Below are 18349 nucleotides of genomic sequence, written 5' to 3'. Positions count from 1 at the left end.
AAGCGCCCACACTTATTGGTTATTTGCTTTTTTAAAGAGCCTCGCTCTGACTTGTGATTCGTTTGTTGCGTTTCGTCAGTTGCGTTAGAGATGCGAATTATACGCATGTTTAGAAAAAAACAAACACTCTTTTTTAATTAAAACGAAAATAAATTTAAACTTGCTTAATATCAATCGCTTATCAAGTCGATCTAAAACACAGAGTAATTCAGCCTGATTGGCAGCGCTGTCCGGCACCAGATATTTTGTCCTTTATGGGCAAGTTATCCAGAAGAAATCACCACCTCACTCTAGACATGACTAGGCTTGAATGCTGAAGCTGCGAACGGAACTGAAAAGACTGCCAGCTTGCGTCAGAGCAGTCAATCAACTATTCCGTCGCCTTCAAATGTTTTTTTCAACTTGTGTCGACAACCCCGAGCGGCTTAGCTAATTTGTTTGCAGTGTTTAGCCTGCCCGCAGCACGACGTGCTGATGCTCACAGCAAACATGCCGACAAGCCGGACAGCTTAAAAATGGTGTGTTTTTTGAGGTGATTTCCCGCAGATGGCGGGATGCTTAGACTGCCACTTATAAATGTGCAGTTTGCTGAATGTGTTTTGGGGTGGCTGATGGGGCTCGAACCCACGACAACCGGAATCACAATCCGACAAAACCAAAAAACCGCAACAATCAGGAACAAATTATTCCTTGATTATCATATAATTAGTTCTCTGGCCTATTTCTGTTTTTTGTGGTTATTTCTGTTTTAGTGTCCCATAAGTGTCCCACGGAATAGAATGGCCAGCCATACAATGCACACATTCTTTAAACTTTTGGGAGGCAGACCATGGAAGGAACTATAAATATCAATGAGGAAACTTGCGCGCCATACAATGCCCAGGCAAAGACGGACGACACTGCCAAAGCAATTTCAAACGCCGTCAGCGCGCTTGATTATTTGATTGATGCGCAGAAAGGAAAAGTGCCCGATGAACTGACAGGCCCATGTCACGCCATACGGCTGGTAGGAATTGATTTAAGGCGTCAAGCGATGGGAGCTGATCCAGTCGTCATGGATTGGATTTTGCGGATAGCTTCCGCGCTTGATTTTATGTTTGAGTGTGAGGCAGATAACCAGGATTACTTCGCTACCGCCAAGCACTTTGACGGCTTTTTGTATGTGCTCGATTTGTTGCGTGACGACCTGCTCACGCTTTATGAGGGGCATTTCGTGACACGGCCAAACTGATTGATGACTGCCGGGGGTGGCGTTGCTGCTCCCGGAATCTTGGCAAGATTTGAGAACCAACCAAGCCTCCCCCAAACAGAATGGCCGTGGCTAGAGCACTTTCAGACCTTTGAACCGACTTTGAAGGTATGCGTTCGCGTCGGCTGTCTCTTGCTTCAACTGCTCGATTTCTGATTCTGTCAGCCGTTCAGAAACCGGGTGGGCGCTGCTGCTTTTATCTTTTGGTGTTTCCGCTTCTGTCGTCTCCATCTCAGTCCTTTATTTCGATTGATAATGCTGAAGTTTAACCTGGCCTTAAGGCATTTGGAATGCGATTGGGCCACCGCGATTTGGAATTGATGGGGTGTAACCAGCCGTGAAACCTTCCGTGAAACATCCATCCAGATTTGGACGGATCTCTGGACACAGCCGCTCAAACTTGGAAACCTGCTTGGACACTTTCCCCAAAATGGGAAATGGATGACTCAGAACTGAAACATCATCGTGGGGGGGGGCAGATTATCCTGTTTTGGTTCACGTTAAATAACACACACACCCGGGCACACATCAAACAGTTGCCGCAAATCTGCGTTCAACAAACCTTGCTGGCAAGAATCATAATTTCAAATTCGCTCCATGCGCCGGACACAACATCAAGCACAGCCTCGCACTGATGACGGGTTACTGCATCATCCCCGACGACATACAATCTTTCGATCCAGTTTTCTTGAATGAATCTGCGGATCGTCTGCTGGTTGTAATCACCGATAACCACGTGCAGCCAGGGCATGGAAAGCCCGTCACATACCTTCTTGGCGTAAACAGATTCAGGATCAAGCGCACGGCATGACGTTATTGCTAAAGCGCCGTGGCTCTCGTGAACATTCCGCCGTGTAGCGGTACCAAGCGACTTGGCCATCCGTTGCCGCTTCGGTTTCGCTGCCATATTTTGGAATCGACCATCCGCCAAAGGGATATGCTTTATCAAAGGCCCACAACATAGCCAAGCGAGATACACCCGACAAACCAGAACTGATGATTCCTTGCTTTATCTCCATTCGGCCATACCTTTCCATCAATCAAAAAATAAGCCCCTAAAACCGCCTTATATAAAGCGATTCTAGGGGCATTCACATTACAGGTTACTCTCTCACCAGCCACAGCCAACCAAACGGCCTAGAATCAAATCCTAGCGGCTGCTGTTGAGGGTGTCAGGAATTGCTATTGCCCTTTGGGGTAGTTGCTCAAATTGAACAAGCCGCCGCCAGAACCAGCCTTCTGTATCTTGGCGGCATCAAGCTTGATTTGCAGTTCCAGCTCGCGGGCTTCGTTTTCCAGTAGGCGCTTGTAATCCTCGCCAGCCCTGACTGAAGCATTGAGCGGGTCATGCATTTGTTTTTGGATGTCAAACAGGCGTTTACGGTTGCTGTCGATGTTCTTTGCGAGAGTGTCGGCTGCCTTGTCGTTTGTACCAGAAGCCAGCACCCCCATGGCGCTGCGACGGTCTGCCCCTTTCTGGCGCATGCTTTCCTGTTCAAGCGCTGCACTGCGCTGAAACTCCAGCTTGGTCATGTCGTGTTTCCGGCTGCGCTCGTTCACCGTGTCCTCACGTGCAAACTTACGTTGTTCATCCGCCAGCAGGTCTGACCGGTCACGGTCATAAATTTTTTGCTCCTGCATGGCCTTGCGCTCCTCAATCCGCTGCGCGAAAGAATCATTCATTTCTGCCGAAAACAATGCAAGGCCAGCTTTGTTTCGCAGATCCACTTCAGCATTGACTGCATCACGATGCGCAACCGCTGCGCCGCCGGCCATCATTCCAGCCATTGATAAAATTCCGCTCATTATTTCTCACTCCTATAAAGTTGATCCGAGATTCTCAAAAACATCGCTGCAATTCCGCGCAACAAACGCGACACCGCCATGGCTGGCAATGATCCCGATGAAAATCTTTTGATCAGTACGCAGCCTTCCGTCAGGGCCTTTCACCTCCACGCCGAGAAAGCGCCCGTCAGTCAACTGCCCGATCAGGTCAGGGCACCCCGGCCAGCCGAATCGAACGAACCGCCCGCCGATTTTTGCCGCACCCGTGTTCATCCGACGAACCCACGCCACAGAAGCATGTGTCTCAAGTGCTTTGGTCACTTCAACCAACGCCCCAGATTCCAATTTCCTGTTGCGCCGTGGTAGTTCAATTTCTTCGCCAAAAATATTGATGATCATCGGCTAATTCCCCTGGCAATTAGTGACGGATAGTGACGGAAGTGACGGATAAACCCCGTTTTTTAAAAGTTTTCCTAGGAAGCATCCCATGGAGACTTTTTAAAAAATGCCCTTCATCCGTCACTCGGTTAAGCAAAATATTCATTAAGTAATTGTTTTATATGAATAATCATCGGTTTTATATCCATCACTCATCCGTCACTAAAAAACGCCATCCGTCACTAATTTTTTGCCGTGGTTGCTTAATTTTTAAGCAGAGTGACGGATCGGCAACAAATCTCACCAAAGGGCAAGCGAGCATTAGAAAGGCCCCCCATGTCTGCCGTTGACGATACGGACACCTTGCCATACCCGAGAACCTCCGGTGCTTCTCCTGACCTTGAACCCACGCTCAGAGAGACGCCGACCAAAGGTGATATTCGAGCATGGCCGAAGCCCGTTTTCTCCTAGCCAATCGCTGTAATTGGCGTAAAGCTCAGGGGCCACGGCTTCAAAGTCATCACCCAGGGCCAGACACTCATCGATCCATCGTCCGACAATATCCTGATCCCTTTGGTAGATTGCGGTCTCGGCAGCAATCACTTTTGGCGTATCGCTCAACCCTTGGCGCTGCCACCGCAGGCAGCCTTCGATAATCCACGCCAGAATGTGCGGCATCTCGTCCCGCAGCTTGCGGGGAAGATCCGGGTCTTTTTCTGAGCCTCTGAAAGTCCTGTTGAACGGAACCAATCGTACCCGCCGCCAGATTCCATAGTCTTGTCCGTGAATGATTGGCTTGTGGTTCCCGGTCAATATCAATTTGCCGACTGGCCTGAATTTTATGGGCGCTCGGTAAAGCGGCCTAACTGATAGCGTGTCTGATCCGACCAAGGCTTTAATCAGGTTCTCGTTGAGATCGCCCCCTTCCGGTGCTTCCACTGCGGTCAAAAGTCGTGCGCCAATAACTTCAACGAGGTCTGGCGTGGCTGATCCCGCTTGGCGTTTTGTCGCCATCAGGCTCTCTGTCTGGATGGTTGTCGAGTAATCCGCCATTAAATCGGTTAGCAGCTCGACCAAGACGCTTTTGCCGTTTGATCCGTGGCCATAAAAGAACAGGAAAATCTGCTCATCGGTCGACCCGGTAAGCATGCACCCCAAGAAGCGCTGCAACCAGTCGACAAGCTCGGCATCTTCAAAAACCTGATCAAGAAAAACCAGCCACCGCTTGGCGTTGCGGGCTTCTCCAACACGATCAACCCCAAGCGATTTGGTGATAAAATCATCCTGCTTGGCCGGTCTGGTTTGGCCCGTGCGTAGATCGACAACCTGCCGCCCATGGTCAAAACCAACCAGCATTGGATCGCTATCGAGACTTGATGAAGAGATGCGCACCATGTCAGAAAACAGCCCAACCGCTGAATCAATTGAACGCGCACACGCCGAGGCTCTTGCATGTTTTGCAAAGAAATGCGCCTGACTCAGGTACCCAGCTCCTTCGGCGTAAATCTTCGCTGGCAGGTCGCACGCAGCAACCCGCACTTTTGCGCCGTCATCACGAGACCAGCCGCCATTCCAGGCCAGCCAAGCCCTCTCCTCCGAAACGTACCGGATTGATTCGCCAAAAATATCGGCCAATCTTTGGGCATTGCCAAGCTCAGTTAAGGGCCGGGTCGTCAGGGTTCCGTCACGAGCATCACACGCGGGCAAATCAGGGGCTTTAAACGGCTGGCCAAGGGTTGGGCTAGCCACTGAATCAAAATCGCTTAAAACGGCTTCTAACCGGCTACGCACGGCGTCGACTCCTTCTGCAAGAAATAAATCATTGAAATCGCCTGTATCGCGCTGATCGGCAAACGCCGGCATAACCAAAGCAGCACGAGGCACGCCTTCAATCGCGGCTTGTGCGTACCTCAACCCCGCTCCATTGGTGTCAAGGTCCGCGCAAACTATAATTTGGTTGTCGTATCGCTCGCGCAGACTAACAACAACCCCGCGCAGGTTATGACCCGAGAAGGCGCAGACCACAGCCGATACCGCGCCAGATTCGAGCACTGAACAGCCGGTCGCGAAACCTTCAACCACGGCAATCGGCTTGCCCTGCGCCACCGACCCGAGGATGAGGCGACCGCCTGCCATTCTTGCGTCAGCAGCAAAGCGCTTCGATCCGTCCGGGTTGATGTACTGGACTGATTGCAAACGGCCTTCCGCGTCGTGCACTGGAATAACTAAAGTGCCACTGCCGGCCTGTCGAATATCGCCAATAGGAAGAACACCCTTCCTTGCCAAGTAAGGATTGTCCGCGTTCGCTGGCGGCAGCTTCTCGAACATTGCCTGAAGCGCCTTCGCTGTCTTGGCGTGCAAAGCATTGCGCTCCTGCTCCGCCTCAATGCGCTGGGCTTCGGCCCTTGCTCGCAGTGCCTCAATTTCTGCGCGTGACGGGGCCGGCTGCCCGTCCTCCCGGCGCTGCCAGCAAAATGAGGAACCGTCGCGCCAGCTACCGAATAAAGCGCCGCTGCCGTCCGGGAAGTACTTGACCCACCCGGCTCGGTCGCCTGCCCGGCCATCAACGGAAAAGCGGGCGAATTTTCCTGGCTCGACTGAACCGGGAAAAGGCAAGCCCGCTTGGCTGAAAGCGCCGGGGAGGTCGGGGGCAAAAATGACCGCCGTCATTGTCAGACCCCAGGCACGTCAAGCACGTACTTCGCGACTCGGTGAATCTTGCCGGCCGCATCAACTTCGCTGGCTTCGTTCGTCACAATCGAATGCCCTTGTCTTCGCAGCTCGGAAACGCGCCCGCCTGGGTGCATAATGCCCAACTGTTCGCGGGCTTCAATTGTTGACAGGGGTTTGGTTTGCAGCCAATCAAGGATTTGCTGGCGTTGTACAGACGCAGAATTAGCCATTGTCGCGCCCTCCTTGGGATTGGCCGGTCAGCCATTGGGCGTACTTGCGAACGTCGATAAGGACTTTACGACCCTGGCGAATGATCGCGCCAGCTTCGGCAAGGCCATTACCAGGGATGACAGCGCCGCCAGCGCTGACTCGGTCTTGAGATTTGAAAATTTGGTTGCGGACTGCCGAAGGGGTCAGTCCGGCATGTGGGAAAAGCCCCGGTAGGTTTTGGACTGTTGCCAGTTGAGGCAGGTCGGGCTGGTTCATGGAAGCTCCTTTATTTGTCTGAAATCGCTGCGTTGTTTTGCAGTGCTTCGGACTTTAAAGGAGCAACCAACCCTCCCCGCAACCCTACACCCACCCCCCAAATGGGGTAGGGTTATTTGGCGTAAATTATCGAGCCATCTTCAAGGCACGCCTGCCATGCTTTATTAAAAACCGACCTCTGTGTTTTCTGCATAAGCCCTTTTTTGATAAGCGCCCCCCATACCTTGGAGGGCGTGCCGCTATACCCGCTTACCAATTTAGGCAGCGCCGTCGGTATAAGACCTTGCTCCCTAATCTCGCCCAAAATCATACTTTTGCGCTGCTCCATCTTCGTCACAAGCCTGCCCGAAACCGTCCTGCCGCCTTCCTCCACCAAGTCAGCAAACAGGCCCCACAAGCAAACGCGGTCAACGTCCATTTCCGGGAACGCCTCCCATTCGAAACGGTCAAGCTTTTGTTCTTTGCCCCATGCGATCCAAAAGGACGGCGCGGCTTCTGTGTGGCCGCGACGCTTCGCCAGCTCGACACAGTGTTTAACGGAACTGGTAACGCTGTCGGGCAAATCACCGTCGCGCGGAGCACCATCGCGCCACCTGTCAGGGCTGATCCCGTGCATCAACCGGACGGCCTCCCACTCCAAAAGCTCAGCCTTCCCCGCCCACTCGGTCAGGTCTTCGTCAAGCCCGAAAAGTTCGATCACAAAGCGAGCGTCACTATTCAGAGTGGTGTCGCTCATAGTTGTGTGTTCACTTTGGCGCGAACATGCCTCGTCCCACACATCCTTAATCAAAGTATCGCTCATAGCCCCAGCCTCGCAGCAAGTTTTTCGCCAGCTTCAACAACATGATCGTCGCTCAGGTGCGAGTAACGGCTCACCATGGCAAGCGTTCGGTGCCCGAGAATTTTTGACACCTCGATCAGCGAGACCCCGCTCATTACAAGGTAGCTTGCCGCTGTGTGTCGCAAGTCATGCCAATGAAAGTTGGTGATCCCTGCCGCCTTTAATGCGTCCCGCCATGGCCGGTTGAGGTCAAGGCACTCCGATTTCCTGGCCCTTGAACTAGCTGGGAAGATTCGGTCATCGTGAAGGCTTCTCACTCTGGCGCGGCCCTTCAACAACTCAAGGGCTTCACCAACAAGCGGAATCACCCGACGATCCCCGTTCTTTGTTTTGTGCAACGTGATTGTTTTCTCATTCAAATTCACCTGGGGCCATCGCAAGCCCATAATCTCGCCTTGGCGTGCTCCAGTCGAAAGGCTCAAGACAACCGCCAGACGTAGCTGTTCGTGTGGCCTGCACGCATCAAGCAATTTGACGCGCTCATCATCACTCAGGAACCGCACCCGGCCCTTGCTTTCCTGTGGCTTCTGTACGCGCTCGCACGGGTTGCGCTCGATCCAGCCAAGAGCTTTCACCCCATAAGCAAGGCAGACTGACAGCGCCGCCAAATAGCGGTTAACCGTTGCGCCGCTGCGCTTCGATCTTGTCCGGCGTGCATCTATTTCTTCATCATGCGTGGCCGGTTCGGAAAAGTTGCGCGTTGTCTCAGACAGAAGCCGGTCACGTTCCTTGGTGATCCTGGCCGGGGTAATGGTATCGAGCGATTCATCACCAAAAACCTTCACCCAATGCGCCAGCCGATCCTTGTCCTTGGCGTGCGGCATATACTCGTTAGCAAGATTGCCGAATGTGTAACGCCTGCTCAATCCAAAATGCCGCCCTGCTCGCATGTCCGATTCAACCCGCGCTGTCCATTGCCGCGCATCGGTGAGCTTTTTGAACGTATCAGTCTCAGGCGGATGACCCTTCATCCTGACTTTTACCCGGTAAGAAACCTCACCCCTTGCGTTGACTCTTTTTTCGATTGTGGCCATGTGCCCCCTGTTCAAAACCATGAGAATAGTTTAAAACAGCAGAGAGAAAATAACAATACTGGATATGTAATCCGATAAGCAGGAAATAATATTTCTTTGTTAACAGTGGCTTACAAAAGACATCCTGAAACATGGGACAAATAAGGGACAGTTAGGGACGAAAATGGGGCAAAGCAGGCCAAAAACGCCAGCTCAAAGAGAAATAAAAAGGGGGGATATTTTTTTGGAAGTGTCCCATTTTTGTCCCATGAAGGAATGGACAGATGGGGTTTATTTGCTTAAGTGCTTGATTTTGTTGGGGTGGCTGATGGGGCTCGAACCCACGACAACCGGAATCACAATCCGGGACTCTACCAACTGAGCTACAGCCACCATAGATTAGCAGTCAGAACGACATATTCCAATCCGTTTGTTCATTGAAGCAAGGCCAGCATTTCACTGGCGTGCCCGACAGGAATCGAACCTGTAACCCCCAGCTTAGAAGGCTGGTGCTCTATCCGGTTGAGCTACGGGCACTGCGACTCAAACCGGGCCCTGGCCCGAATCAATGAAGCATAAAATTGGTCGGGGTGGAGAGATTTGAACTCCCGACATCCTGGTCCCAAACCAGGCGCGCTACCAGGCTACGCTACACCCCGGAAAAGACGGCTACTATACCTATTAAGCTGGCCCGCGTCAAATTGATCTTTATACATTTGCTCATAATATTGCTCTCGGCCATGCATAGTGCAGGTGAACGATACAAGATGATATCGTATCATGGCCAGACCAATACCAACACTGACAACAAATAGGAAAGCATGGAAGCCATTCAAAATATCGATTTCCAATCTTTGCTTGATAGCCTGATCAGCCTGACCACCGCCTTTATCCTGGGCGGAATAATTGGTCTGGAGCGTCAGGTACGGCAGCGCACCGCTGGCCTCCGCACCAACGTGCTGGTTTGTGTGGGCGCCGCCTTGTTTGTCGATATTGCCGTCCGTTTGCATGAGATCCATGGCGGCACACCCTCAGCGCTGCATGTCATTGCCTATGTGGTATCAGGGGTCGGTTTTCTTGGCGCAGGCGTCATCATGCGGGAAGAAGGCAATGTGCGAGGCATCAACACTGCGGCCACGCTATGGGGGTCGGCCGCAGTGGGATGTGCTGCCGGTGCGGATTTATGGCTGGAAGCAGTGATCGGCGCCATTTTTGTACTGGCAGCCAACACCCTTCTGCGCCCCATCGTTAACCGTGTCGATCGCCAACCAATTGACATCGAATCGGTTGAAGCGACCTACACCTTTTACGTGATCGCCTTTTACGTGATCGCCCTGCGCAATCAACGCAAGGAAGCATTGGCCCTGCTCGAGCGAAGCTTCGAATCGGCTGGTATTCCTTTGCGGGATATCGAGGTACATGCGTTTGGTGCGCATGAGATCGAAATCGAAGCGACCCTTCTGCCCACCTCCATCGATGGCGAAGAGCTGGATGCACTGGTTAAACAGATACGCATGGAAGATTACGTCAGCCAGGCCTTTTGGAGCCCCAGCACAACAGAATGAGTTTGCCAATTTCTGGCGGCCTGTCATAAACAAACAAGAGTCAATCGAGACTGCCTTCGGACAATTTCCATTCCAGCATCTCCCCTGCCCCGAGCGGCACCAGGGTGTCGTTTGCATACTCAAATTGTTGAGGAATGCGCCAGCTTTCCTTGATTAGCGAAATACGATCCTGATTACGGGGCAGCCGATAGAAATCCGGGCCATGAAAACTGGCAAAGGCCTCGAGACGATCCAATTTTCCCGCTTGCTCGAAAATCTGTGCGTAAATCTCAATAGCGGCATGCGCGCTATAGATGCCCGCGCATCCACAAGCGGATTCCTTATCTGATCTTGGATGCGGCGCACTGTCCGTACCCAGAAAAAACTTGCGACTGCCGTTGGTTGCCGCGTCAAGCAGCGCGCGACGGTGGCTCTCACGTTTAAGAACCGGCAGGCAGTAATGATGAGGATGCAAACCGCCAGCCAGCAACGCGTTACGGTTCAACAGCAAATGGTGTGCGGTGATGGTGGCTGCAATCTGTCTGGAAGCTGATTGCACGAAATCGACTGCATCACGGGTCGTAATATGTTCAAACACGATGCGCAGCTCTGGAAAACGTTGCGTAAGTGGAATTAACACGCGTTCAATAAAGACTTTCTCGCGGTCGAATATATCCACTTCGGGATTGACGACTTCCCCATGCACCAGCAAGGGCATATCATGCCGCTCCATCATTTCCAGCACGGGATAGCAATGCGTGATATCCGTAACACCCGCATCGGAGTGCGTCGTGGCGCCTGCCGGATAAAGCTTGACAGCATGCACGACACCGCTCATTTTTGCTCGCACGATTTCAGTGGGTAGTGTGCTATCCGTCAAGTAGAGCGTCATCAATGGCTGAAATCGGCCGGACAGTTCATCCGGCAAAGCCGAGAGAATGCGCGCCTGATAAGCCACGGCCTGTTCGGTGGTCGTCACGGGCGGTTTAAGATTGGGCATGATAATTGCGCGTGCGAAGCGCCTTGCCGTATCAGGCAAGACGGCCTGCATAGCCCGCCCATCGCGCAGGTGCAAGTGCCAGTCATCGGGACGGATGAGGGTTAGCATCGTCGGTTGTGAGATCATCTTGGCAGCTTCCTCGCTTCAATCATGAGTAAAATAAGGCGCAGTCGGAGTACAAAAATGCAAGAGCGCAGCGCGCGATGCACTGACCGTTCGGGAAAAACATATCAGATTTCATTCTCCGGCATCAGTTTCTGCTTCTCCAATGCCAATGCATACAGCTGCTTACGATTTTCACCGGTAATTTCGGCTGTCAGCTGAACCGCCTGTTTCAAGGACAATTCTTTTTGCAAAATCATCAACATCTGCTCGGCTTCCAGACTGATGTCTGTTTCCCGTTCGGGCTTGCTAGCTGGTGACAGCAACAAGACAAATTCACCTTTCAAGCGATTCGTATCCGCCTGCAGCCAGTCGAGGGCATCACCCAGCGCACAGGTATGGATGGTTTCAAAAAGTTTGGTCAGCTCCCGGGCAAAAGTAATTTCGCGCGCCGGGCCGAATACCGCAATCATGTCGGCCACACTTTCGAGCACGCGATGCGGCGCTTCGTAAAAGACCAGAATGCAGGCATATAGATTTTTCAAGGCAGTGAGTTTACGTCGCCGCTCCCCGCTTTTCACCGGCAGGAATCCATGAAAAAAGAAATGCGGAGCAATTAATCCGGATGCGGACAACGCGCACAAGGCGGCATTCGCACCAGGAATGGGCACCACCTGGAAGCCTTGTTCACGCGCCACATGTACCAGCCATGCGCCAGGATCGGAAATGCCGGGCGTACCGGCATCGGTGATCAGCGCAATCGATTTATTATCCTTCAGCAGCTCGACAATTTTTTCAGCGGCTCTGGCTTCATTATGCTGATGCAAAGGCATGATACGAGCTTGTACCGCGTGGCGGGCCAGCAGTTTATGTGCATTCTGAACATGCTCGGCTGCTATGATATCAACCGTGGAAAGTATTTGCAGTGCACGCAAAGTGATATCGCATAAATTTCCGATTGGCGTGGCAACCACATATAATGTCCCTTTGGATTTTCCTTCTGCATTCAGCATGCTTTTGCCATGAAAAGATTACTTGGGTATTTCTGGATATGGATGGCTGCACTATACGGCAGTCCTGCCGCTTTTTCCAATCCGCCTGATCCCGCCAGCCTAACAAATCCGGCGAATCCGGCCGGCCATGACTCCACTTACCAAGTTGCACTGCTGTTGCCGCTCGGTGCCCCGGCGCTCAAGCAAGCCGCCCAGGCGTTGCAAATGGGATTTTCCGCTGCCGCCGGGCGGGAACCCACCATATCGGCCGGGATACGTGTCTATCCAACGACGGGGCAGGCACAGGATATACTCGATAGCTATCAGGAAGCGGTTCGGGATGGCGTCGAAATGGTGGTAGGCCCACTTACCCGCAACGGGGTCAGTGCACTGGCTGCCAGTCAAATGGTGACAGTTCCCACGTTGGCACTCAATGCTTCAGCCATTGAAGATATCGATCCCCCTTCAAACCTTTATTTGTTTGGGATGAATACTGCCGATGAAGCAAGGTATGTTGCCCAGTTGGCGGCCGAAAGTGCGCGTCCCCACGCTGTCATTGTCACCGATCGCAGTGAATTGTCGAAAAGACTCAAAGCAGCCTTTGCCGATGAATGGATCCGGCCAGACAATATCACTTCAGCCGAAGAATTCGAACTTGGCAGCCAGGATAAGCTTGTCCAGCTTTACCACCACACCTCCGAACAGGACAATGTCGTCTTTCTCGCATTGAATGGCTTCAGCAGCCGGGCTGTCCGGTTATTCATTCATCCTGCCATACCGGTATATGCAACCTCGCTGGTGTTTACTGGCAGCAGCGATCCCACCTATTTCCAGGAACTGGACGCAGTGCAATTCACCGAGATGCCCTGGTTGTTGCAGCTGGAGCCAGCCGACATCCAACACTACCGACAGCCGGATATGCCAACCGATGCCAATCTCCAGCGGTTTTATGCATTGGGAATCGATGCTTTCCAGTTGACACTGCGCATGCTGCATAAGCATATACCCGAAAATATCGCGTTTGCTGGCGCGACCGGACATATTCGCTATGAACCGCCCAATCAGTTCAATCGCAGGCAGATTCCCGCAGTCTTCAGACAAGGCCGCGTGATTCCATATCATTAGCCGCACGATGCAAAACAAGGGGCATGAAGCCGAACGACGGGCGGAGAATTTTCTACAGCGGCATAAACTAAGACTGCTGGAGAGAAACTACCGCTGCCGTTTTGGGGAAATCGATCTGATCATGCAAGAAGGCGATACGCTCGTATTTGTCGAAGTCAGAATGCGCACCAGTCATTTTTATGGCGGTGCTGCTGCAAGCATCACAGCGGCCAAGCAAACAAAACTGATTCAAACCGCCCGCCATTATCTTTCCAGGCATGAAGCTGATCAGCCCTGTCGCTTCGATGCCATCCTGATCTCTGGCAACCAGGAAATAGAATGGATCCAAAATGCATTCGATGAGCACTGACACCTGGGAAACAAGCGAGTGTCCTGCCGGTCACCTGGACGGCGGCATTTGACTACCGAATCTGGCAGCTGCCCATCAAGGCAAAGACGAGTCTTCACTGCGATCCCAGTGGAATTTATGAAGGATACGGTGTACAACAGGCGCAAGGATCATGCCCATCGTCGTCACAAATATCAGGCCCGTACATAACCCGTAAAAACCGACAAAAAGCTTCCCTGCAAGCGTTTGTGGCAAGGTAGCCGGGCCCATTCCGCCAAGTATCATGGTCGTGTTGAGTACAGCGTCATGCCAGGCGATGCCTTCAAAAAAAATATACCCCCCGACGCCGACAATCAATGACACCGCGATCACGCCTGCTGCGGCGAAGACATGCAACAGCAGTCTCCGCACAAACTTGGGACGCGATAGGGGTGGTTTGGATTTTGATTCATACATGAATACCCCCGGAAATCTCGATTGATTGCTATGGTATCGCGCTAATATAGGGTCATGAAAAGTATGTATCGTTATTTCCATATGCCACTATACAACTTTCGGTTGGATGTATGCGGCACGGGATAATCACTCGTCAGTTTTTGGATACGCAAACGCATGCCCGTTCAGCTAAAGATTTCAGATTAAAATAAGAAACCTTCGCTACTATGTGGAATGACATATCAGACCAACCCGCCAGTGCCACCCGCGCCGCAATCAATCTGGCCTATCTGCGAGATGAAGACGCACAGCTAGCAATCCTGCTGCCTCTCGTAAAACTGGGACAACAGGAACAGGCGCAAGCAGCAATGCGGGCGCGGCAGTTCGTACATACAGTGCGTGAATCGACGCGAACACGCAGCGGTATCGAAAGCATCCTCCAAGAATATGATTTAAGCACCCAAGAAGGCATATTGCTCATGTCGCTGGCAGAGGCGTTGCTGCGCATTCCCGATGCCGCGACCGCCGATGCACTCATCCGGGACAAATTTACAAATGTTGACTGGGATCGCCCCCCGGGCCGCCGATCCTCCCGGCTTATCAACCTGACGGCCCTGGGATTGCGGCTGGCGGGCTGGCTGGTCAGGCCAAAATCACCACTATGGCTCGACCGTATGCTGCAGGCTGTAAGCCTGCCGCTGATTCGCATGACAATCAAGCAGACGATGCGTCTCGTTGGCCACCACTTCGTGCTGGGCAGAACTATCGATACAGCGCTCTCGCGCAGCCGCCGCCGGAAAAACCGTCATAGCCGTTACTCCTTCGACATGCTCGGCGAAGCCGCGCTCACAGCCAGCGATGCAAAACGCTATCTGGCCGCCTACCAGGATGCCATCGTCGCGTTGGGTAAGCAAGCCGGCCAGGCGGAGCTATTTGAGCGCCCCAGCATCTCGGTCAAACTTTCCGCACTGCATCCCCGCTATGAATACAGTCAGCGGCAGCGTATCCATGAAGAATTGTCACCCCGTCTGCTGGAACTGGCGCTGGCCGCCAAGGCCGCCAATATCAGCATGACAATCGATGCTGAAGAAACGGAACGGCTCGATCTATTGCTCGATATGTTTGCAAGTGTTTACCGCAATCATCTGCTGACTGGCTGGCATGGTTTCGGGCTGGCCGTCCAGGCTTATCAGAAACGAGCGATTCACGTCATTGACTGGCTGGCACGATTGGCTGATGCGCATCAACGCCCGATTCCTGTTCGCCTGGTTAAGGGCGCCTATTGGGACACCGAAATCAAACTGGCTCAGGAGCGGGGCCTCGAGGGCTATCCGGTTTTCACGCGCAAAGCCGCGACCGATGTTTCCTATCTCGCTTGCGCCCGGCGCCTGCTCGATCATGGCGCGCTATTTTATCCTCAATTCGCCACACATAATGCCCATACTGTCGCAACATTGATCGTCATGGCCGGGGAGCGCGCCGTTGAATTCCAGCGCTTGCATGGGATGGGGGAAACGCTTTATTGCACAGTGCTTGAACACCATCCACAGCACAGCTGCCGCATCTACGCGCCAGTCGGCGACCACAAAACACTGCTCCCTTACCTGGTCAGGCGTCTATTGGAAAATGGCGCCAACAGCTCTTTCGTCAATCAAATCGCGAACGAACAGATCGCTCTCGAGGAAATCGTCGCCAACCCGCTCGATAAACTGGCCATTTCCGTCCTGCATATCCCTGCACCACGCCATCTCTATGGCGGCGAGCGGCTCAATGCCAGTGGCCTCAATCTGGCCGATCATGCGGTGCAGTTCCACCTCGCTCAGGCGTGGGAAAAAGCGGGCAAACAATCATGGCAGGCCGCTCCGATTGTCAATGGCCATAGGCTGGCAGGCAACACCTGTCTCATCCACAATCCTGCCGACCGGGATGATATCGTCGGCGAAGTGTCGCTGGCCAACGCCGAGGCTGCTGACCAGGCGCTCGATGCGGCTTGTCAGGCTGCCCCCGGCTGGGCAGACAGCGATGTCGGCATGCGTGCGGCCTGTTTGGAACAGGCCGCCGAGCTGCTGGAAGCGCAAATGCTCGAACTCATGTCGCTGATCATCCGCGAAGGGGGGCGCACGATTCCGGACGCACTCAATGAAGTGCGCGAAACGATTGATTTTTGCCGCTATTACGCAGTCCAGGCACGCCGGCACTTTGCCCACCCGATTACACTTCCCGGCGTGACCGGAGAAAGCAATCAGTTGCGCTGGGCGGGGCGGGGCGTTTTCATATGCATCAGCCCGTGGAATTTCCCGGCCGCCATTTTCACTGGCCAGATTGCAGCCGCGCTCGTGGCAGGAAACAGCGTCATCGCCAAACCGGCAGCACCGACTCCGCTCTCTGCAGCATACCTGGTGGATATACTGCACCAAGCCGGCATTCCCCAAACAGTATTGCACTTCCTGCCCGGCAGCGGCAGCCAGATTGGCATGCAGTTAGTCAGCGACCCGCGCATTGCAGGTGTCGCTTTTACCGGATCAACCAGCACCGCGCGGCAGATCAACCAGGCACTGGCGCAACGCGAACGCATTCTGCCTTTCATTGCCGAAACCGGTGGCCAGAACTGCATGCTCGTTGACAGTTCAGCCCTGCCCGAACAGGTTGTGCAGGATGTCATCGCCTCATCCTTCAACAGCGCTGGGCAGCGCTGTTCAGCCTTGCGCGTGCTTTATCTGCAACAGGAGATTGCACCGCAAATTATCTCGATGCTGAGTGGTGCGATGGATGAATTGCGCATTGGCAATCCAATGCAGCTCAGCACCGACATCGGCCCGGTAATCAGTGACTCCGCCTGTGCAGAGCTGCTGCAGCATTGCGAACACATGCACCGGGAAGCCCATCTGATCAAAGCCCTGCAGCAACCACCCGCCTGCGTATCGGGCAGCTTCTTCCCACCCCATGTTTACGAAATCGAAAGACTGGACCAGCTGCAACATGAAGTATTCGGTCCGGTTTTACATATCATTCGCTACTCGGCCAATCAACTGGATGAAGTGATAGCCGCCATCAATCGCAGCGGCTACGGACTGACGCTCGGCATCCACAGCCGCATCGAGAGCAGAATCGATTACATTCAGCGGCATACTCGTTGCGGCAACACCTACGCCAACCGCAACATGATTGGGGCCGTGGTCGGCTCACAACCATTCGGCGGCGAGGGTCTCTCCGGGACCGGCCCCAAGGCCGGTGGCCCGCACTACCTGCAGCGCTTTGCTACCGAACGTGTGATCACGGTCAATACCGCGGCAGTGGGAGGAAATGCCGCATTGTTGTCGGGCAGTGAAAATGGGAATAAGTGCCCCATGCAACGTTCGGATCCTAGCTGCTAGAAGCGGTTAGCCACTGGCCGCTCGTTGGTTGCTGCGTCGGTCAGTCCGCAGAACTTGACACCCCTGCCGCATTTGGTTAGGCTGCGCCTCACTTACCTCGGGTGCCTGCCAGGCGATTCACGCCAGCAAGGTTAAACGGGAAGCTGGTGCATTCGAATTCATTTCGGGCTAGGCCAGCACTGCCCCCGCAACGGTAAATGAGTTAGCGATCCGCATCATGCCACTGTGTATCGACATGGGAAGGCGCAGATCAGGAATATATTCCGCTCATGAGTCCGGAGACCGGCCTGAAGTAAACATTACGGTATTGCGGAGGGTAATTACCGGCATTCCGGTCGGCTTGTGCACAACCGATCACCGGGTTCATTTCTGGATTCCCCCGCAAATCATACTGGCCACGATTTTATCGTCCAACGATCAACCTAAACCAAGAGTCTAGAAATGTTCACTTTATCCACTCGCAGCCAAATAAGCATTGGTCTGGTACTGGCCGCACTGATGATCATTACACGCGGGCATCACTTCGCGTCATTACATTCCCTGCCCGGCGCTTCCTGGGCCATTTTCTTTCTGGCTGGCGTCTACCTGCGTTCGGCTTGGCCTTTGCTGGGGTTATTCGCGCTCAGCTGGGGACTCGACTTCGCGGCTTATACCTGGGGCGGCACCAGCGGATTTTGCCTGACACCGGCCTATGTATTTTTATTGCCAGCCTATACTTCACTATGGCTGGCTGGCCGTTGGTACGCCAATCACCATCAATTTGCCTGGCGCACCCTGGTGCCGCTTTTCTTCAGTGCAACAGCCGGTCTGATTCTGTGCGAACTGTTTTCCAGCGGTGGTTTTTATTTCTATTCTGGCCGTTTCACCGATACCAGCATGGTTGAATTTGGCCACCGGCTGAGCCAGTTTTTCCCGATGTATATTGAATCGTTTGTGTTCTATCTAGGAGTGGCTGGCTTGGTGCATGCCATCTTTGCCTTGATCCAGCGCCAGATCGATCCACACAGCACCATAACCGGATAAC

Annotated in this window: 18 protein-coding genes, 3 tRNA genes and 1 riboswitch; of the genes, 6 read left to right on the top strand and 15 right to left on the bottom strand. The window is 53.3% G+C overall.

The genetic code is table 11. The features are described from left to right. Nucleotides 1-829: 829 nt before the first annotated feature. Entirely contained in the window at nucleotides 830-1231 is a 402-nt protein-coding gene (locus tag BLV85_RS08660; RefSeq protein ID WP_090414299.1) for a hypothetical protein, read from the top strand. Nucleotides 1232-1321: 90 nt separating this feature from the next. On the opposite strand, the gene BLV85_RS15190 is transcribed toward BLV85_RS08660, so the two are convergent. The 12 genes from BLV85_RS15190 to BLV85_RS08605 form a co-directional block, all read right to left on the bottom strand. Continuing rightward, entirely contained in the window at nucleotides 1322-1480 is a 159-nt protein-coding gene (locus tag BLV85_RS15190) for a hypothetical protein (protein ID WP_176973983.1), read from the bottom strand. A 322-nt stretch (nucleotides 1481-1802) separates the two neighbouring features. Continuing rightward, nucleotides 1803-2156 carry a YpsA SLOG family protein gene (locus BLV85_RS14870; protein WP_176973982.1) on the bottom strand — a complete coding sequence of 118 codons (354 nt, stop codon included), beginning with the start codon at nucleotides 2154-2156 and terminating at the stop codon, nucleotides 1803-1805. A gap of 275 nt (nucleotides 2157-2431) precedes the next feature. Continuing rightward, nucleotides 2432-3055, bottom strand: coding sequence for a hypothetical protein (locus tag BLV85_RS08650; protein ID WP_090414295.1), 624 nt, complete (start codon nucleotides 3053-3055; stop codon nucleotides 2432-2434). A gap of 12 nt (nucleotides 3056-3067) precedes the next feature. Then, a complete protein-coding gene (locus BLV85_RS08645) occupies nucleotides 3068-3433 on the bottom strand; it encodes a VRR-NUC domain-containing protein (RefSeq protein WP_090414292.1) in 366 nt (121 codons plus the stop codon). Between the two features lie 300 nt (nucleotides 3434-3733). Continuing rightward, nucleotides 3734-6028, bottom strand: a complete 2295-nt coding sequence (locus BLV85_RS08640; protein WP_176973981.1) for a phage/plasmid primase, P4 family — start codon at nucleotides 6026-6028, stop codon at nucleotides 3734-3736. Between the two features lie 56 nt (nucleotides 6029-6084). Beyond that, complete coding sequence (locus BLV85_RS08635) at nucleotides 6085-6315, bottom strand: helix-turn-helix domain-containing protein (protein ID WP_090414289.1); 231 nt, start codon at nucleotides 6313-6315, stop codon at nucleotides 6085-6087. Next, complete coding sequence (locus BLV85_RS08630) at nucleotides 6308-6571, bottom strand: hypothetical protein (protein ID WP_090414287.1); 264 nt, start codon at nucleotides 6569-6571, stop codon at nucleotides 6308-6310. The genes BLV85_RS08635 and BLV85_RS08630 overlap by 8 nt, the downstream gene beginning before the upstream one ends. Nucleotides 6572-6683: 112 nt before the next feature. Next, nucleotides 6684-7373, bottom strand: coding sequence for a hypothetical protein (locus BLV85_RS08625; protein ID WP_090414285.1), 690 nt, complete (start codon nucleotides 7371-7373; stop codon nucleotides 6684-6686). Then, nucleotides 7370-8446, bottom strand: a complete 1077-nt coding sequence (locus BLV85_RS08620) for a tyrosine-type recombinase/integrase (protein WP_090414283.1) — start codon at nucleotides 8444-8446, stop codon at nucleotides 7370-7372. Before BLV85_RS08620 ends, BLV85_RS08625 begins: the two co-directional genes overlap by 4 nt. Before the next feature lie 296 nt (nucleotides 8447-8742). Next, nucleotides 8743-8818, bottom strand: a tRNA-His gene (locus BLV85_RS08615). Nucleotides 8819-8885: 67 nt separating this feature from the next. Continuing rightward, nucleotides 8886-8962: transfer RNA gene (locus BLV85_RS08610), tRNA-Arg, on the bottom strand. 45 nt (nucleotides 8963-9007) lie between these two features. After that, nucleotides 9008-9084 (bottom strand) — tRNA-Pro (locus BLV85_RS08605). A 162-nt stretch (nucleotides 9085-9246) separates the two neighbouring features. On the opposite strand from BLV85_RS08605, the gene BLV85_RS08600 reads away from it, so the two are divergent. Then, nucleotides 9247-9990 carry an MgtC/SapB family protein gene (locus tag BLV85_RS08600; RefSeq protein ID WP_090414282.1) on the top strand — a complete coding sequence of 248 codons (744 nt, stop codon included), beginning with the start codon at nucleotides 9247-9249 and terminating at the stop codon, nucleotides 9988-9990. 40 nt (nucleotides 9991-10030) lie between these two features. On the opposite strand, the gene pyrC is transcribed toward BLV85_RS08600, so the two are convergent. Together pyrC and rsmI are read right to left on the bottom strand one after the other, a co-directional pair. Then, nucleotides 10031-11095, bottom strand: a complete 1065-nt coding sequence (gene pyrC / locus BLV85_RS08595; RefSeq protein WP_090414281.1) for a dihydroorotase — start codon at nucleotides 11093-11095, stop codon at nucleotides 10031-10033. 104 nt (nucleotides 11096-11199) lie between these two features. Beyond that, a complete protein-coding gene (gene rsmI, locus BLV85_RS08590; protein WP_090414279.1) occupies nucleotides 11200-12084 on the bottom strand; it encodes a 16S rRNA (cytidine(1402)-2'-O)-methyltransferase in 885 nt (294 codons plus the stop codon). A 9-nt stretch (nucleotides 12085-12093) separates the two neighbouring features. Between rsmI and BLV85_RS08585 the strand changes: the two genes are divergently transcribed. Then, nucleotides 12094-13188 carry a penicillin-binding protein activator gene (locus tag BLV85_RS08585; protein ID WP_090414277.1) on the top strand — a complete coding sequence of 365 codons (1095 nt, stop codon included), beginning with the start codon at nucleotides 12094-12096 and terminating at the stop codon, nucleotides 13186-13188. A 7-nt stretch (nucleotides 13189-13195) separates the two neighbouring features. After that, a complete protein-coding gene (locus tag BLV85_RS08580) occupies nucleotides 13196-13537 on the top strand; it encodes a YraN family protein (protein WP_090414275.1) in 342 nt (113 codons plus the stop codon). Between the two features lie 75 nt (nucleotides 13538-13612). Here BLV85_RS08580 and BLV85_RS08575 read toward each other — a convergent pair whose 3' ends face one another. Then, a complete protein-coding gene (locus BLV85_RS08575) occupies nucleotides 13613-13972 on the bottom strand; it encodes a hypothetical protein (protein WP_090414272.1) in 360 nt (119 codons plus the stop codon). 206 nt (nucleotides 13973-14178) lie between these two features. Between BLV85_RS08575 and putA the strand changes: the two genes are divergently transcribed. Together putA and BLV85_RS08565 are read left to right on the top strand one after the other, a co-directional pair. Continuing rightward, nucleotides 14179-17325: a bifunctional proline dehydrogenase/L-glutamate gamma-semialdehyde dehydrogenase PutA gene (putA, locus tag BLV85_RS08570; RefSeq protein WP_090414270.1), complete on the top strand. Its 3147-nt coding sequence runs from the start codon at nucleotides 14179-14181 to the stop codon at nucleotides 17323-17325. Between the two features lie 82 nt (nucleotides 17326-17407). Next, nucleotides 17408-17630: riboswitch (cobalamin riboswitch) on the top strand. A gap of 136 nt (nucleotides 17631-17766) precedes the next feature. Next, complete coding sequence (locus BLV85_RS08565; protein ID WP_090414269.1) at nucleotides 17767-18348, top strand: hypothetical protein; 582 nt, start codon at nucleotides 17767-17769, stop codon at nucleotides 18346-18348. Nucleotide 18349 lies beyond the last annotated feature (1 nt).

Source organism: Nitrosomonas halophila, assembly GCF_900107165.1.
In the GTDB taxonomy this organism is placed as follows: Bacteria; Pseudomonadota; Gammaproteobacteria; order Burkholderiales; family Nitrosomonadaceae; genus Nitrosomonas; species Nitrosomonas halophila.
This window is presented reverse-complemented; position numbering and strand designations above follow the sequence as displayed.

What these genes read in the sequence shown, in the direction of transcription:
- BLV85_RS08660 (WP_090414299.1), top strand. Translation starts at nt 830, where the DNA reads ATGGAAGGAACTATAAATATCAATGAGGAAACTTGCGCGCCATACAAT.
- BLV85_RS15190 (WP_176973983.1), bottom strand. Translation starts at nt 1,480, where the DNA reads ATGGAGACGACAGAAGCGGAAACACCAAAAGATAAAAGCAGCAGCGCC.
- BLV85_RS14870 (WP_176973982.1), bottom strand. Translation starts at nt 2,156, where the DNA reads ATGGCAGCGAAACCGAAGCGGCAACGGATGGCCAAGTCGCTTGGTACC.
- BLV85_RS08650 (WP_090414295.1), bottom strand. Translation starts at nt 3,055, where the DNA reads ATGAGCGGAATTTTATCAATGGCTGGAATGATGGCCGGCGGCGCAGCG.
- BLV85_RS08645 (WP_090414292.1), bottom strand. Translation starts at nt 3,433, where the DNA reads ATGATCATCAATATTTTTGGCGAAGAAATTGAACTACCACGGCGCAAC.
- BLV85_RS08635 (WP_090414289.1), bottom strand. Translation starts at nt 6,315, where the DNA reads ATGGCTAATTCTGCGTCTGTACAACGCCAGCAAATCCTTGATTGGCTG.
- BLV85_RS08630 (WP_090414287.1), bottom strand. Translation starts at nt 6,571, where the DNA reads ATGAACCAGCCCGACCTGCCTCAACTGGCAACAGTCCAAAACCTACCG.
- BLV85_RS08625 (WP_090414285.1), bottom strand. Translation starts at nt 7,373, where the DNA reads ATGAGCGATACTTTGATTAAGGATGTGTGGGACGAGGCATGTTCGCGC.
- BLV85_RS08620 (WP_090414283.1), bottom strand. Translation starts at nt 8,446, where the DNA reads ATGGCCACAATCGAAAAAAGAGTCAACGCAAGGGGTGAGGTTTCTTAC.
- BLV85_RS08600 (WP_090414282.1), top strand. Translation starts at nt 9,247, where the DNA reads ATGGAAGCCATTCAAAATATCGATTTCCAATCTTTGCTTGATAGCCTG.
- pyrC (WP_090414281.1), bottom strand. Translation starts at nt 11,095, where the DNA reads ATGATCTCACAACCGACGATGCTAACCCTCATCCGTCCCGATGACTGG.
- rsmI (WP_090414279.1), bottom strand. Translation starts at nt 12,084, where the DNA reads ATGCTGAATGCAGAAGGAAAATCCAAAGGGACATTATATGTGGTTGCC.
- BLV85_RS08585 (WP_090414277.1), top strand. Translation starts at nt 12,094, where the DNA reads ATGAAAAGATTACTTGGGTATTTCTGGATATGGATGGCTGCACTATAC.
- BLV85_RS08580 (WP_090414275.1), top strand. Translation starts at nt 13,196, where the DNA reads ATGCAAAACAAGGGGCATGAAGCCGAACGACGGGCGGAGAATTTTCTA.
- BLV85_RS08575 (WP_090414272.1), bottom strand. Translation starts at nt 13,972, where the DNA reads ATGTATGAATCAAAATCCAAACCACCCCTATCGCGTCCCAAGTTTGTG.
- putA (WP_090414270.1), top strand. Translation starts at nt 14,179, where the DNA reads ATGTGGAATGACATATCAGACCAACCCGCCAGTGCCACCCGCGCCGCA.
- BLV85_RS08565 (WP_090414269.1), top strand. Translation starts at nt 17,767, where the DNA reads ATGTTCACTTTATCCACTCGCAGCCAAATAAGCATTGGTCTGGTACTG.